The sequence below is a fragment of the Azospirillum brasilense genome (genome assembly GCF_022023855.1).
Classification (GTDB): Bacteria; Pseudomonadota; Alphaproteobacteria; order Azospirillales; family Azospirillaceae; genus Azospirillum; species Azospirillum brasilense_F.
On the sequence record NZ_CP059452.1, the window covers coordinates 117,501 to 132,292 of the forward strand.

A 14,792-nucleotide genomic window follows, 5' to 3' on the forward strand; every position below is an offset into this window, starting at 1 on the left:
GGGCGCCAGCTCGGGCGGAGCCATCCTTGAAATACCACCCTTGAGGTCTCTGGCATCTAACCGCGCTCCGTCGATCCGGAGCCGGGACCCTGCATGGCGGGTAGTTTGACTGGGGCGGTCGCCTCCCAAAGTGTAACGGAGGCGCGCGATGGTGGGCTCAGAGCGGTCGGAAATCGCTCGACGAGTGCAATGGCATAAGCCCGCCTGACTGCAAGACAGACAAGTCGAGCAGAGACGAAAGTCGGCCATAGTGATCCGGTGGTCCCACGTGGACGGGCCATCGCTCAACGGATAAAAGGTACGCCGGGGATAACAGGCTGATGACTCCCAAGAGTCCATATCGACGGAGTCGTTTGGCACCTCGATGTCGGCTCATCACATCCTGGGGCTGGAGCAGGTCCCAAGGGTTCGGCTGTTCGCCGATTAAAGTGGTACGTGAGCTGGGTTTAGAACGTCGTGAGACAGTTCGGTCCCTATCTGCCGTGGGTGTCGGAGTTTTGCGAGGATCTGTCCCTAGTACGAGAGGACCGGGATGGACATACCTCTGGTGCACCGGTTGTCACGCCAGTGGCATGGCCGGGTAGCTAAGTATGGACGGGATAACCGCTGAAAGCATCTAAGCGGGAAACCCACCTCAAAACCAGAACTCCCTTGAGAGCCGTGACAGACCATCACGTCGATAGGAGGCATGTGGACGGGCGGCAACGCCTGAAGCTGAGCCTTACTAATCGCTCGATCGGCTTGATCCTTCCCAGCAGGATGCCCGCGCGCAGCGGCAAGCCCTGGGCGCACGAGCCAACACCGCAAGACCAAGAACGCAGACGTCCTCACTTAACGAAACCCGCCCGTCCGGTCCGGATGGTTCGCGTGTGCCTTGGTGACCTGGTGGTCATGGCGAGGCTCCCAACACCCGATCCCATTCCGAACTCGGCCGTGAAACGCCTCAGCGCCAATGGTACTGCGTCTTAAGACGTGGGAGAGTAGGTCGCCGCCAGGTCACCACGGCACACGCCAAGCCATCAAGGACTTGGATGGATGGGTTTCAACCACACTCGACAATCGTCATTGCACTGCCGGTTCCCAGCAGCCCAACACCCGCGGGGTGGAGCAGCCCGGTAGCTCGTCAGGCTCATAACCTGAAGGTCGCAGGTTCAAATCCTGCCCCCGCAACCAAATCACCTGTTCGCCAAGGCCGGTTCCCATTCGGGACCGGCCTTTCGCATTTCCTGACCGCAGATCCGATCAAGGCGCTTCGGGTCATGAGGCCGCATCGCCAGCCTCGTCGACAATTTCGGATGTTGGCTCCGGTTTTGGGGGGGTGAATTGTGCCGTTTTAGCACCAAGGCTGCTGCATACTTCCGCCCTTTCAGTCGAAATCGAGGGCTCGGGCGCCGAGGAACGCCATTTTTTTGCCTGATCGTGTCCCGAAGCGTGGTGTAAGAGCCGAGGCGTTCATCTGGTCTCCGGCAGGTCTGGCCGAGAGGGCCACGTGGCCGCAGTAGGCAACGTGAGGACGAGATCATCGCGCAGTGGAGCGATGGTTTCCAGGGTCATGTAGCGCGCCCGCTGCACGGCCCATTCGTCGTTCTGTTCGAGCAGGATGGCGCCGATCAGCCGGGTGATCGCCGCCTCGTTGGGGAAGATGCCGACGATCTCGGTGCGCCGCTTGATCTCTCCGTTCAACCGTTCCAGCGGGTTCGTACTGTGGATCTTGGCCCGATGCTCCTTGGGAAAGGTCATGAAGGCCAGCACATCCTCCCCGGCCTCGTCGAGCAGGGCGGCCAACTTGGGCAGCTTGGGGCGGACCTGATCGGCGACTTGGCGCCACTGCGCCTTGGCGGCGCCGGCGTTATCCTGGGCGAACGCAGTGGCGATGAAGGCCGACACCACGCGCCGGCCGCTCCGGCCGGCATGCGCCAGCGCGTTGCGCATGAAGTGTACCCGACAGCGCTGCCACGTGGCGCGGAACACCTTGGACACGGCGGCCTTGATGCCTTCGTGGGCGTCGGAGATCACCAGCTTCACCCCGGCCAGCCCACGACGCTTCAGCTTGCGCAGGAACTCGGTCCAGAAAGTTTCGGCCTCCGAGGTACCGAGTTGCGCGCCGTCGTGCCGCGCCGCGTCGGTGACGATGAAGCGCCGGATCAGACGGAACCGGCGGTCGATGGTGATGTGCGACTTGTAGCCGAACGCCGGGATCAGAAGTCCCTCCACCATGCGCGCCTCGGACCCGTCGAGCGTCGGCCCCGGCTTCGCCTTGACCCGTCCCCGCTTCACCGTCCAGCGCGCCTGTGTGTCCTTCTGGCGCGCCTTGGCCGGCGGCCAGGGCGGGTCTTCACCGTCACGGATCTGGCGCTTCTCCTCCCGGGTCAGCCGCTGCCGGGGCGCCTCCACGATGGAAGCGTCGATGATCTGGCCACCCAGAGCAAAGTAGCCACGCTCCTTCAGGTCCGCGTCGAAGCGGGCGAACAGACCCTCCATCGCTCCCGCTGTCACCAGCGCCTCGCGGAACAGCCAGATCGTCGTCCGGTCCGGAACCCGGTCGCCCAATCCCAAACCGAGGAACCGCATGAACGACAGCCGGTCGCGCACCTGATACTCCGCCTGCTCGTCCGACAGGCCGTACAGCGCCTGCAGCACCAGGATCTTGAACATCATCACCGCGTCCAGCGGCGGCCGTCCACCCCGGGAGCGATCCTTGCGCCCCAAGGCCGCGTCCAGCGTCGGGCGGAAAACCTCGAAGTCCACCACTGACAGCAGCCGCTCAAGCGGATCGCCGCTCTTGCTCAACTCCGCATAGCGGTCCTGAAGATCGAACAGCCCAGCTTGACCGGCCATGCTCCCTCCACATCCCACTTCAAACCAAGGGAATCACGGGAACACCGACTGCGCTACCGTTTTTCGAGGTATCCAGGTGTCAACGCCAAGGGGCGGCTGCTGGGGAGCCGCCCAGGTTCGAAACCTCCTACACCGCCGGGAACCATTGGGAGTGCAAATCAAAACATAATTGGAACCAATTTATTCATCCAATAGCCCAGAAGATTTAGCTATACTAAAAAATACATCTCCAGCATGCTCCATAAAATTCTTTGTAATATAAGAATGAGGGGCAAGTTGTCTGATTCTATCGTGCACCACACAAGCGCTTGCAGCAAAAACTATCTGCTCAAATACAGTCATATCATCTTTATCCTCAGTGAATTCTTCCTTAACCTTAGAAATTGATTCATAGAGAAGCTCTAGCGCCCCTTCAGAAAGTGATAGCTTTCATCTTCACTTAAAAGTCCCATTCTTAAAAATAGCTCAAGTAAATACAATTTATACCCTGGAACATCTTTCCACTCGGATTCATCTTTGAGCGTCAGAGCAAACAGTCTCATATAATGGCGCACTCTAGCATGCCATACCAACTCGTGAGGAGTGCTTGCTTCAAAAGGTATGCGACAGCGAATCGGAACATCTTTACCACCAGTGCAGTGGCTATAAATGTCCCAGTAGCTATAATCAATTTCAGGTATTGTATACCGCGCCTCGCGCGTTTCTATGTTCCTGCGAACTACAACGACCAAATCACTGCCAAGGATCCATTGCCTTACAGTGAGAGGATCTATGTACTCCGTCCAATCAGAAGGCACATCTTCTGGGATTGTCGTGCCTTTAGACTGAACAAATATTCGAAACGGCTCAATGATCTTAGAAACTTTGTCGTGCATTACTACAAAGAAATCTTCTCCATAATCCTTAGAAATTGGATTGCATGCATATCCAAGCTCTACGAATTCTGCCTGTGTACGCAGATCAGCTCGATCTCCAGTGCTGTGATTATCATCCCTCTTTGCCATTTAATAATTCCTATTCAGCTAAAGGATGTTTCCAACAGGCACAATGATACGCAGATGTAGCATACATGAAATCTCCAACGCTTCCGCAGCGAATTGATCCTCGCATTTGATAATGAGGCGCCCTGAGGACCAGCGAAGAGCGATCAACGGCGAGGCGCTGGAGCGCTCGAGCCTGAACTTCTCGACCAAGATCCGCATCCGCGCCGCCGGCTGCTTGGCAAACTGGTAACTTCATTCCGACCGGCGAGGACGTTCGCGACAGCAACGTGTTCACTACGCTGATGGCGAACCGCTGAATCAGACAGTTGAACACCTCGATAAACCGGCCTTGATCAACGGTTGAAGCCGCTGAAAGGGTGTGCCCCGATGAGAATCCGGCGATTTTGGCCGCCGAAGTACCAATTTCGTGCGAGAATGCGGAAATATGCAGCGGTTTTGGCGCTATGCGGGCGCAGTTCGCCCCTCAAGCCAAGCCAAGCGTCGGAAGTTGTAGGCGAGGTTGGCGATGCCGATCTTCACCGTCGCGCGGCCGAGGCCGATGGTGCGGATGAACAGCCCCATGCGCGCCTTCTGGTCGGCGAACACATGCTCGACGGCCGAGCGCACCGCCGAGCGGGCGCGGTTGGCACGCTGGTGGGGCTCCGGCATCGGCCGGCCCTTCGGCTTGCGGAAATGCACCATGCTGCGGCGCCCCGCCGCCGTGATGGCCGCTTCGTTGGTCTTCGAGCGGTAGGCGCTGTCCGCCCATACCCGGCTGTCGAAAGCGTCCGGGTTGAGCAGGCCCGGCAGTTGCGCGCCGTCGTGCCGCGCCGCGTCGGTGACGATGAAGCGCCGGATCAGACGGAACCGGCGGTCGATGGTGATGTGCGACTTGTAGCCGAACGCCGGGATCAGAAGTCCCTCCACCATGCGCGCCTCGGACCCGTCGAGCGTCGGCCCCGGCTTCGCCTTGACCCGTCCCCGCTTCACCGTCCAGCGCGCCTGTGTGTCCTTCTGGCGCGCCTTGGCCGGCGGCCAGGGCGGGGGGTCTTCACCGTCACGGATCTGGCGCTTCTCCTCCCGGGTCAGCCGCTGCCGGGGCGCCTCCACGATGGAAGCGTCGATGATCTAGCCACCCAGAGCAAAGTAGCCACGCTCCTTCAGGTCCGCGTCGAAGCGGGCGAACAGACCCTCCATCGCTCCCGCTGTCACCAGCGCCTCGCGGAACAGCCAGATCGTCGTCCGGTCCGGAACCCGGTCGCCCAATCCCAAACCGAGGAACCGCATGAACGACAGCCGGTCGCGCACCTGATACTCCGCCTGCTCGTCCGACAGGCCGTACAGCGCCTGCAGCACCAGGATCTTGAACATCATCACCGCGTCCAGCGGCGGCCGTCCACCCCGGGAGCGATCCTTGCGCCCCAAGGCCGCGTCCAGCGTCGGGCGGAAAACCTCGAAGTCCACCATTGACAGCAGCCGCTCAAGCGGATCGCCGCTCTTGCTCAGTTCTGCGTAGCGATCCTGCAGATCGAACAGTCCAGGTTGCCCAGCCATGCTCCCTCCACATCCCACTTCAAACCAAGGGAATCACGGGAACACCGACTGCGCTACCGTTTTTCGAGGTATCCGCTCGGCCGCGAAGCCGATCATCTCGCGCAGCACGTCGGTGTCAGGACACTTCTCCAGCAGCGCGCGAAACGCCATCATCTCGACGGTCATCGTGGTCACCCTTCGGTCGGGTTGAGGTGTGGTGACCAGACTCTACCGAAGGCCCACGATGACCGCCCCGCTGTGGACGACCGGCCCGCCTACGCCAGCTTTGGGGGCGCTTCGGCGGGCCGGTTCCCCACAGTTCCTACACCACGCTCAGGGACGTGACCCGGCATTGGGCGCCAGGGGCCACGGCGCGAGTGATCTCCTCCAGGTGCAGCGCCATCGCCTCACTCGTGCAGCGCGGCAGCACCAGGGCCGCGCCCTTGCCCTGGGCTGGGCAGATCGCGCCGAGCGCGTGCGCTGATCGTGCTGGGCCGCCGGTCGGGTGCCCCGGCGCGCCCAACGACGGGTGATCTTGTTTTCCTGGCCGACACGCGCCTCGTCCTGCCACCAGACTTCTATGGGCTTGCCGGCGGCCTCGTGCGCGGCGATCTGCGCCAGCAGGGCGGGGAAGTTTTTTTGAACGCCTCGGCGGCGCCGGGATCCTCGGCGTGGTGGCGGGGGCGGGCCGACAGCTTGCGCAAACCCAGAGCGCGCAGTTCCCGGCTCAGCGTCTGCTTGGAGACGGTTACACGGAACTCGTTCCAGAGCCAGTGCAGCAGGTCGGCAATCCGCCAACGTACGACCCCATGCACCGCCGGGATCGGTCCATCCTCGACGACCTGGCACAGGGCCGCCCGGTGATGGTCGGCCAAGCGCGGCTGCGGGCCCGGCGCCTTGCCGGTCAGCAAGCCCGCCGGTCCCGCGTCATTGAAACGCAGCACCCAGTCGCGCACCGTTTGCAAGCCGACCCCGCCGATCTGCGCTGCAGCAAAACGCGGTTCTCCGTCGTAGATCGCCGCAAGGGTGAGCAGCCGGCGAACTTGGCCGGCATCGTGAGAGGCACGGGCAAGCCGACGCAGGGCGGCGGCATCGTAGTCACTGCGTAGCGGAACCGGAGCGGCCATCGTGGACCTCGTCACCGTGGTCTCTGCGGTGAATCATGCGGCACGCTCCTCCGGCAATCGCTGCATGAGTCGTAATCCACAGGACTTGGTATTAGAGGCAGTTGAGAAGAAGTCCGAGGAAATTCAGTGCAAATGCGATGGCGGACGCGCGAGGCGCTTCACGAGAATGTGGCTCATCGCCATGTAAATGAATGCCTCCTCCGACTCTGGAAGGCGCTCGTAATCTTTTGACAAACGGCGATGTCTGCCAAGCCACGCGAATGTCCTTTCCACGACCCAGCGGCGCGCCAGAACATGGAAGCCTTTGGGAATTTCGGGAGGTTCCTGGCCAGGGGCGAGCCAAAAGCCCTGAATACCGGTCCACCAATGCTTGACGACTTCGATGGTCCAGCCGAGCCGGTCTTTGGCCCAGGTCTTCAGGCCTTGATAATGCGTGTCGGCCCAGACCAGCTGGATCGCGGGAAACCACAGGTGCAAGCCCGCCAGTAGGAGCATTCCTCCGGCCTTGTCATGAAGATCCGCCGGATGCACCCGCACCTTCAGAACGTCGCCTTCGGTGTCGACCAGAGCTTGCCGTTTCCGTCCACTGATCTTCTTGCCACCATCATACCCGCGCGGGCCGCCGGATTCGGTTGTTTTCACCGATTGACTGTCGATCGCCGCCGCCGTGGGTTGAGCTTTGCGGCCACGCCGCGTTCGATACTGCTCGCGCAGCGCCGCATTGACCTGTTCCCACTTCCCGCTTTTGCGCCAGCGGCGGAAGTGATCGTACACGTCCGTCCAAGGCGGCAGATCGTGGGGCATCATGCGCCAAGCGATGCCGCCACGCAGGACATACAAACATCCGTCAATGATGCGCCTCAGGTCGTGTTTGCGCTGCGCTCCGCGATGCTCACTCTTCGTGAAGAGCTTCGAGACGACCGCCCACTCGCCATCGGTCAAGTCTGTCGGGTAACGGTCCGGGGGCATGCGATCTCCTCCCAAGGCGCCGACTCTGCATGCTTGATCAACAGATCATTTGGGGCGCGCGTTTCGAGTCAGCATTGATGCTGTATTTTCTTATTATTCTTCTCAACTGCCTCTTAGTAGCTGGCCGCCCCTGCGACTCACCCGGTGGCGCTGCGGGCGCGGATCCGTAGTTGTCGTGTTGCCCGCCGCTCCCGCCGTTTATGAGGGAGAGCCATCATGCGACGCATTGTCGGAATGGACATCCTCCGCACCTTTGCCAAGGTCGTGTTCTGGAAGGAAGGCCGGTTGCGCCCAGCCGGACGGGTCGACATGACCCGCTCGGGCCTGGAAGGCTTCGACCACCTGCTGACCAAGGAGGACGAGGTCGTCGTCGAGGCGACCGGCAACAGCATGGCCGTCGTCCGCATCCTCTCGCCTTTCGTGGCGCGCGTGATCATCGCCAATCCGCTGGAGGTCAAGGCGATCGCCACGCCCACGTCAAGACCGACAAGATCGACGCCGGCGTGCTGGCCTCCTTGCGGGCCGCCGACATCCTGCCCGAGGTCTGGTTGCCCGCCGCCGAAACCGAGCGGCGCCGCCGCCTGATGACCCGGCGCAACCAAGTGGTCCGGTACCGCACACGGATCAAGAACGAGGTCCACGCGATCCTGCACGCGCATCTGATTCCGCCGTGCCCGCACGCCGACCTGTTCGGCTTACGGGGACGGGCTTGGCTGGCGCGCCAGCCGCTTCCCGAGGACGAACGGGCCGCCATCGAGCGCCATCTGCGCGAACTTGATCGGTTGTGCGAGGATCTGCAGGTGCTTGACCGCGAAGTCGCCCAGGCGTTCTGCGACGATCCCGCGGTCAGGCGACTGTTGACGATCTCCGGCGTCAACCTCACCGTCGCCGCCGGGCCGCTTGCCGCGATCGGCGATATCCATCGTTTCGACAGCCCGCAGAATCTGGTGAGCTACGTCGGGCTCAACCCCCGGGTTCACCAATCCGGCCTTGGGCTCGCCCAATACGGCCGCATCAGCAAGCGGGGCGGCCCCATGCCCGTGCCTTGCTGGTCGAGGCGGCCTAGGCAGCGGCCAAGGCGCCGGGGCTGTTGCGAGCGTTCTTCCTGCGCATCCGCGCCCGTCGTGGCCATCAGGTGGCGGCGATGGCGGTGGCCCGCAAGCTGGCGGTTCTGTGCCGGCACCTCCTGACTAAGGACGCCGATTACCAATGGGCGCGGCCGGCACTGGTCGCCCACAAGACCCGTGCCATGGAATTGCACGCGGGCGCGCCGATGAGGAAGGGAAACCGACGCGGCACGGCCTACGCCTACAACGTCAAGGAGCTGCGCGATCACGAGATCGCTATGGCGGAACAAGCCCAACAGGCCTACGAGGAGTTCGTCAGCCACTGGCAGCCGCGCCGTCCCAAGACAGCGCCGCCAGCAGCAAAAGCAGCACCCGCGTGAGAGCTGTGACGGAGAATCGCCACCGATGACACCTACACGCTGAGCGCAAGATCAGCCCGCCCTTGGGACGAAGAAAGGGTCGCGCGGCACGGCTTGCCGTCAAGCCCTGCGCCAAAGGCGCACCGCTACGCGGCTGCGGGGCTTGACCGCGGCACCGCGCCGCGCGGAGGGGCATTCATGTCCCGAATGTCGGGAAGCGACCCGATACTTGCGAAGGCCCAGACCACGGTCGCGGGTGCAGAAGGCTGTCGGCAGGCCGGGTCACCTCGGGATTTGTTAATCTCATCCGTGGTGTAAAGGATACGCCGGACCTCGCGGGGGAAGGCGAAGAATGGGATGACCTCCTGCCACGCCCGCCGCCATGCCTTGCCGATGGCCGCATACTTTTCGCCCCAGGCTCCGTCTTCGAAGGCGGTCAGGGCCGCCTCGGCGGCCTTGTCATCGACGGCGTCGTAGACCGTCTTCAGCGCGGCGGCGATGGCCTTGCGGTCCTTCCAGGACGCGAACTCCATGCTGTGGCGCAGCAGGTGGACGATGCAGGTCTGGACGATCGTCTCGGGATGGGCGGCGGCTATCGCCTCGGGGAAAGCCCTTCAGCCCATCGACCACGGCCAGCAGGATGTCCTTACGCCCCGGTTCTTCAACTCGTTGAGGACGCGCAGCCAGAACTTGGCGCCTTCGTTCTGCTTGATCCACAGGCCCAGCACCTCCTTGGCGCCGTCGGCCCGCACGCCAATCGCCACGTGGATGGCCTTGTTGCGCACCAAGCCTTCATCCCGGATCTTGGCCCGGATGGCATCCAGGAACACCAGCGGGTAGATTGCCTCCAGGGACCGGTTCTGCCAGGTTGTCACCTCCTCGATCACTGCGTCCGTCAGCGTGGAGATCAGGGCGGCCGGCACCTCGATGCCATAAAGCTCCCGCAGGTGCCCGGTGATCTCCCGCGTTGACATGCCCCGCGCGTACATCGAAATGATCTTCTCGTCAAAGCCGGGGAACCGCCGCTGGTACTTGGCGATCAGTGCCGGGTCGAACGTTCCCGTCCGGTCGCGTGGAATGGACAAGTCCATCGACCCGCCCTCGGTCAACACCGTCTTGCGGCCGTAGCCGTTGCGACGGTTGCCGCTCTCGTCACCGGCCAAGTGATGATCCAGCTCCGCCTTCAGCGCCCGCTCCGTCAGCGCCTTCTTCAACTGGTCGAGCAGGCCGTTCGGATCGAACGCCGTCTTGGCATCAGTATCGGCCAGCAACTGGGCGAGGATGGCATCCGGGATAACGGGCTCTTTGCGTTGTGCCATGCAGGGGCTCCTTTCGCTTCAGGATAACCCCACCGAGCACGAAATTCCGGACACTCCCTCGCAGAACGCATACCCCTTGTGCAGCGACTCCAGGCAGGTGTCGCCCTGCTTGGACAGCTTGGCCGGAACCGCATGGCCCACCGCGCCCGCTCCATGGCCCGGCAGAGGGCGAAGTCCAAGCTGCGGGCGCCGCCCATCCAGCGCGACCGCCCAACCTCGCCCGACGGCTCAACGGACACGAGACGGCGTGTCCAGTCCACAGCGATGACACGCCAGCTTCGACTGGCCAACAGCAGCGTGGCGCCCTCGCCCTCGCCCTCGCCCCGTTGCAGGCTGGTGGGATCGACCTGACCGATCTCCGCGGCACCGAAACGCACGGACAGCAGCAGCGGCGTGGTGAAGGCGGCCATCAGGTCCATGAAGTTCCGGCGGCCAGTCTCGCGGTCGCCGCGCGGTTCCATGCCGAGGATGCCACCGTCATCCGCGATGATGCCGCTTTCCAACAAATGATCGACGACGGAGCAGGCATGCTGATCATGGATGCCGGCGAACACGCGGCCGAGCCAGCCCCGCCAATCTCCTCTCGCCAATCCCCGTTCCTGGAGAATCAGGGCCATCACCTGGTGGGCAAGGAGGTGCAACGGGTCCGGGGGCGGCTCCACCAGCTCGACCCAGCCGCCCCACAGGCGGATGACACCGGCGGCCTGAAGGAACGCGCTTTCGGACGTCGCCAGGAACAGGCAATTGCGCGTGGAACCGGAGCGGCGCCCCGTGCGCCCAATGCGTTGGAGGAACGACGATACGCTCGACGGCGCGTCAATCTGGATGACCCGATCAAGGTCGCCGACATCGATCCCCGGTTCCAGGGTGCATGTGGCGACGATGACGCAGTCGTCACCGCTGGCGAAGGCCTCCTCCGAGCGGCGGCGCTCGTCGATGCCGAGCGAGCTGTGCGAGACAAAGGTCCGCACGCCTGCGGTTCGGAGCAATGCCCCCAGGCGCTCGACCTTGCTGCGGCTGTCGCAGAAGACGAGCCGCTTTTCCCCTCGATGGACCCGCGACAGCACGGTCGCCGCGCTCTCCAGGGAGTCGACATGATCGAGCATCACCTCGCCGCCAGCCGGCGGTCCCGGCTGACCGACCACATCGCCGTCCTCGCCGCACGACAGCCACGCCAGGAGGACATCCGGATTGCCGACAGTGGCTGACAGGCCGATGCGCTGGACCGGCCGCCCGGCGACACGGGAGAGCCGTTCGGCCACCGCCAGCAGGTGCCAGCCATGGTCATCCCCGGCGAAAGCGTGCAACACGCCCATCGAGGCGATACGGGCCGGCACCTCCGGGTGGGTACCGGTGCGGATCAAATCGACGAGGCTCTTTGCATCGCCCCGTCCACCACATCCGGCACCCGCAGAGCTCCGCTGGCGCGCAGCCGCGCCGCGAGGTCGAGCGGCGTGGCCGCCGGCGGTTGCCCGGTGAACAGATGGAAGGCGATCGCGGCCAGCGAGAAGACGTCGTGATGCGGGCCGGACTGGGGGCCCCGCCGCTCAACGCTTCCGGCGCGATGTAGACCTTGGCTGGGTCCTCGACATAGCTGTCGAGACGAGTGGACCCGGAGGTGACATGGACGGTGCCGGTCGTGGTGGCCTCGCGCGCCGCCGTCTGCCAGTTCATCACCTACAAGCGCGGGAAGGGCTGCTCGACGTCGCGCACGAGGACGCTTTGGAGCGCGTGCGCACGGTGGTAGAGCCGCTTGCCACGGGCGTACTTCAGCGTCTCGGCAAGTTGGCGCAGGATGTGCAACCTGAGGTCCACCCCCATCCGCTCCAGATGCTCGTGCATCAGGAAGTCGAGCCGGATCGATTCGGGATATAGTCGAAGATCAGCGCCGGGCCGCGGTCGGTGTCCTTGTACTCCTGCACCCGAAGCACGCCGGAATGGTCGATGCCTTCCAGCACCTTGAGCTCCCGCGCCGCCAGCCGGCCGAGCGACTGGAGTTCCTCCTCGCCAGCCGCCGCCGCGTGGGGATAGAAGCGGATGCGCCGGGGAACGCCCAGCGACACGTGACGGCCGGCCCAGTCCTGCCAGCCGTCGCCTTCGGCGAGAATGCGCGTCAACTCGTAATCGGCGATGCGGCGCTCGCGCAGGGCCGGGGCCGGATGCCGGCCTCCGAGATCGCACGGCAGACCATGCGCGCCTGTTCGGCGGTCACCGGGGGACGTGGTGGTGCCGACGGCAGGCCGGCAGTCAGGGTGTTGATGATGCCTCCACCCCATTTCGACGGACGGGGCCCGAAGGTGGACAGCGCCGTAGCCGGATCGACCCGCCACACAAGCTCCGGGGCGGACAGAAAGATCACCGCCGTCACGTAGGGCAGGCGCAACCGGGCACGGGTGACCGCGGCCTGACATCCGAGCAGCCCGGCGAGACGCTCGGCCTTGCGGTTGGCGAGGATCAGCGGATTGTCGTCGGTGCGGCGGCGGCCTTCGGTGGTCCAGGTCCACTGTGGGGATCGCCGCCGAGCTGACCGGGACGGCTCTTGATCTCCACCAGGAACAGGCCGTGCGGCGACAGGATGGGCGCGTGGACCCCGTTGACCTTGCCGTCATCATCGATGAACTCGACATTCGACCAAGCGTACCAGGGGTCCTGATCCGGCAGCCGCTCGCGCAGAAACTCCAGGGCCTCGCGCTCCCAAGGGAACGGGGACTCGGTGATCGTCAACCAGCGCTGCGCAACCATGACCATGAATACCTCTCCCGATAGCACGCACAGGATGTGACAGGCGCGTCGCCTGATCCAGGAGCGAGTTCCGTGGGATGAAGATCCAAGGCGCTGCCCAGCCCAGGGCGTGCTAGTGCCCCTGGGCGATCATGGCGTCAATCGCGGCGATGACCCGGATGTGCTCGCCATCGAGACTTCCTACTGCGGGACCGAGCACGCCGGTGGGGATGGTCGCCATCTGAAGAGGATTCAGGATGACCGTCGTACCGTCGATGGTGAATTCCGGGTTCAGGGTCGGATCGCGGTACCTGACTTCGCTCGCCAGGACCAGCGGCACGACGACGCGATCCGCACGCTCCTTCCACCGGTCGCCCTGCACGACGAGGACGAACGGGATCGCAGCCTTGGTGCGGCCCGGATTGCGGTGGACGTCGAACTGCGGCATCAGCGGCTCTCGTCGTCCGGCATGAAGTCACGATTCCACTCGTCGGAGAAACGGCCATGCCGTTCGTCGAAGGCATTCCACTCAGCGGCGACCTTCCGGCGATGTTCCTGATCGTCCTCCCGCTTCCGCCGTTCCGTCCGTGCCCACGTGGCAAGGAGCGTCTCGATCGTGCCGGAGAGATTGTCGGTATAGGCTTGGGCGACTCGAACGAGGTCTTCGTTGAGCGTGACGTTGACACGCTTCTTCGAAGCCCCGACATCGTAGCCCGCCGCGGTCCGCTGCATGTGACTCATGCTACCCTCCACCGTGTCGTGTGTATGGTAATGCGCATTGATGAGGCAGGCAAGAAGGCTCCTCCTCGAGGAGCAATGGAACGCCGCCAAGCACCGGGCAGTTCATCTCGCCATAGGCGCTTTTTCGGTGTGAAAGCTTCAACGCCCTTCAACGAGCTTCAACGAAGCCCCAGTCAGTTCGCGTTAGGTTCCGTCATCTTCCGTGAACTGAAATCGAGAAATATCAATGGGTTCATCGCGGTGGCGGCGTCCCTCGCCGCCGAAACATTTTTTGGAATCCCGCGCCTTTTGCTCGAAGCGCCATCTCCTCCGCCCTCGAGCGGCATTCACACCAAAGGTGGCCGAATGAGCTTGCGCATGCCATGCGGGCTTTCTCACACAGGCGATTTATAGCGCCGCTACGCTATAATTCCCTAAACCTTGCATAACATTCCACGCAGCCATGCCGCTTGGGATCGGGGGCGGCGAGGATGATGGCCTTGAGCGTCGCCTGTTCGCCTTCACTCAGCCACTCCGGCCGGCCGGGCAGCGGGCGGTCGTAGAGCCCGGCCTACGCCTTCCGCGTTGTAGCGCACCACCGCGTCGCGCAGGGCTTGGCGGTCCATGCCGGCCAGCCGCGCCGCTTCCGCCCGGCCCACCCCGTCGAGTGCATGGGCGATGGCGAACATCCGCGCCGCCACCCGCCCTTTGCTTTCGCGCCGCGCCAGGGCACGCAATTCGCTGGCGCTCAGGTCTTCCCGGATCGGCAACGACGCTGGCTTTCGTTCTTCCCCATCGTGATGGTGAATCGAATCACGGATCGCGCGCTTTGGGAATCCCCCCAGTGAGTCAGCACTTCCGCTCCCCGGTATGACTGGTCCGTTGGCAACCTGCCAGAAATGTTCATTTTACGTTCTATCCGGAGAGAGGACTGTGCATTCTGAAAACCTCTGGTTTTCAATTCAATCCACTCGCGACATCTTTCCGTGTGGAGCATCCCTCCGCGGCTGATGCGTGCGTGCTCTCGCGGGGAGCAAGAAACTGTTGAGAAAATAGGGATTTTTACGGGTGCATCTCCGCGCTTCCGACCAGTAACGCATCACGGACGCTCCTATATACCAATAATTAGCTCTTGGTCATGCATTGATCTGTCTGG

General features: G+C 63.3%; 10 protein-coding genes, 1 tRNA gene, 2 rRNA genes and 5 pseudogenes (1 of these 18 only partly in view). 4 read left to right on the top strand and 14 right to left on the bottom strand.

From position 1 onward, the window contains the following. From H1Q64_RS27150 to H1Q64_RS27160, 3 genes are all read left to right on the top strand, one after another. Positions 1–749, top strand: a 23S ribosomal RNA gene (locus H1Q64_RS27150) (it extends 1,996 nt beyond the left edge of the window). 132 nt (positions 750–881) lie between these two features. Continuing rightward, positions 882–997 (top strand): 5S ribosomal RNA (gene rrf / locus H1Q64_RS27155). Between the two features lie 99 nt (positions 998–1,096). Then, a tRNA-Met gene (locus H1Q64_RS27160) sits at positions 1,097–1,173 on the top strand. Positions 1,174–1,452: 279 nt separating this feature from the next. Here H1Q64_RS27160 and H1Q64_RS27165 read toward each other — a convergent pair. The 6 genes and pseudogenes from H1Q64_RS27165 to H1Q64_RS27185 all read right to left on the bottom strand — a co-directional run bounded on the left by H1Q64_RS27165 (position 1,453) and on the right by H1Q64_RS27185 (position 7,450). Further along, positions 1,453–2,838 carry an IS256 family transposase gene (locus tag H1Q64_RS27165; RefSeq protein WP_237907539.1) on the bottom strand — a complete coding sequence of 462 codons (1,386 nt, stop codon included), beginning with the start codon at positions 2,836–2,838 and terminating at the stop codon, positions 1,453–1,455. 401 nt (positions 2,839–3,239) lie between these two features. After that, entirely contained in the window at positions 3,240–3,842 is a 603-nt protein-coding gene (locus H1Q64_RS27170; protein WP_237907540.1) for a hypothetical protein, read from the bottom strand. Positions 3,843–4,283: 441 nt separating this feature from the next. Beyond that, positions 4,284–5,375 (bottom strand): annotated as a pseudogene (locus H1Q64_RS27175) (IS5 family transposase). Positions 5,376–5,408: 33 nt separating this feature from the next. Next, the gene (locus H1Q64_RS33900; RefSeq protein WP_269145438.1) at positions 5,409–5,540 is read right to left on the bottom strand and encodes a hypothetical protein; all 132 of its coding nucleotides are present in this window, start codon (positions 5,538–5,540) and stop codon (positions 5,409–5,411) included. A 169-nt stretch (positions 5,541–5,709) separates the two neighbouring features. Beyond that, positions 5,710–6,481, bottom strand: a pseudogene (locus H1Q64_RS27180) (IS630 family transposase); the annotation flags it as partial. 123 nt (positions 6,482–6,604) lie between these two features. After that, the gene (locus H1Q64_RS27185) at positions 6,605–7,450 is read right to left on the bottom strand and encodes an IS5 family transposase (protein WP_237907541.1); all 846 of its coding nucleotides are present in this window, start codon (positions 7,448–7,450) and stop codon (positions 6,605–6,607) included. A gap of 234 nt (positions 7,451–7,684) precedes the next feature. Between H1Q64_RS27185 and H1Q64_RS27190 the strand changes: the two are divergent. Beyond that, a pseudogene (locus tag H1Q64_RS27190) lies at positions 7,685–8,897 on the top strand (IS110 family transposase). 125 nt (positions 8,898–9,022) lie between these two features. Here the strand turns inward: H1Q64_RS27190 and H1Q64_RS27195 are convergent. From H1Q64_RS27195 to H1Q64_RS27230, 8 genes and pseudogenes are all read right to left on the bottom strand, one after another. Then, positions 9,023–10,195: pseudogene (locus H1Q64_RS27195) on the bottom strand (IS256 family transposase). Continuing rightward, complete coding sequence (locus tag H1Q64_RS27200; RefSeq protein ID WP_237907542.1) at positions 10,087–11,559, bottom strand: helicase-related protein; 1,473 nt, start codon at positions 11,557–11,559, stop codon at positions 10,087–10,089. The pseudogene H1Q64_RS27195 and the gene H1Q64_RS27200 overlap by 109 nt, the downstream one beginning before the upstream one ends. Before the next feature lie 313 nt (positions 11,560–11,872). Further along, entirely contained in the window at positions 11,873–12,037 is a 165-nt protein-coding gene (locus H1Q64_RS27205) for a hypothetical protein (RefSeq protein WP_237907543.1), read from the bottom strand. Beyond that, positions 12,037–12,312 (bottom strand): hypothetical protein, encoded by a 276-nt coding sequence (locus H1Q64_RS27210; RefSeq protein WP_237907544.1) that lies wholly within the window; start codon positions 12,310–12,312, stop codon positions 12,037–12,039. The genes H1Q64_RS27205 and H1Q64_RS27210 overlap by 1 nt, the downstream gene beginning before the upstream one ends. 337 nt (positions 12,313–12,649) lie before the next feature. Beyond that, the gene (locus H1Q64_RS27215; protein ID WP_237907545.1) at positions 12,650–12,943 is read right to left on the bottom strand and encodes an NERD domain-containing protein; all 294 of its coding nucleotides are present in this window, start codon (positions 12,941–12,943) and stop codon (positions 12,650–12,652) included. A 106-nt stretch (positions 12,944–13,049) separates the two neighbouring features. After that, positions 13,050–13,364, bottom strand: coding sequence for a CcdB family protein (locus H1Q64_RS27220; RefSeq protein WP_237907546.1), 315 nt, complete (start codon positions 13,362–13,364; stop codon positions 13,050–13,052). Then, the gene (locus H1Q64_RS27225) at positions 13,364–13,657 is read right to left on the bottom strand and encodes a type II toxin-antitoxin system CcdA family antitoxin (RefSeq protein WP_237907547.1); all 294 of its coding nucleotides are present in this window, start codon (positions 13,655–13,657) and stop codon (positions 13,364–13,366) included. Before H1Q64_RS27225 ends, H1Q64_RS27220 begins: the two co-directional genes overlap by 1 nt. Positions 13,658–14,075: 418 nt before the next feature. Further along, a pseudogene (locus tag H1Q64_RS27230) lies at positions 14,076–14,445 on the bottom strand (helix-turn-helix domain-containing protein); the annotation flags it as partial. Positions 14,446–14,792 lie beyond the last annotated feature (347 nt).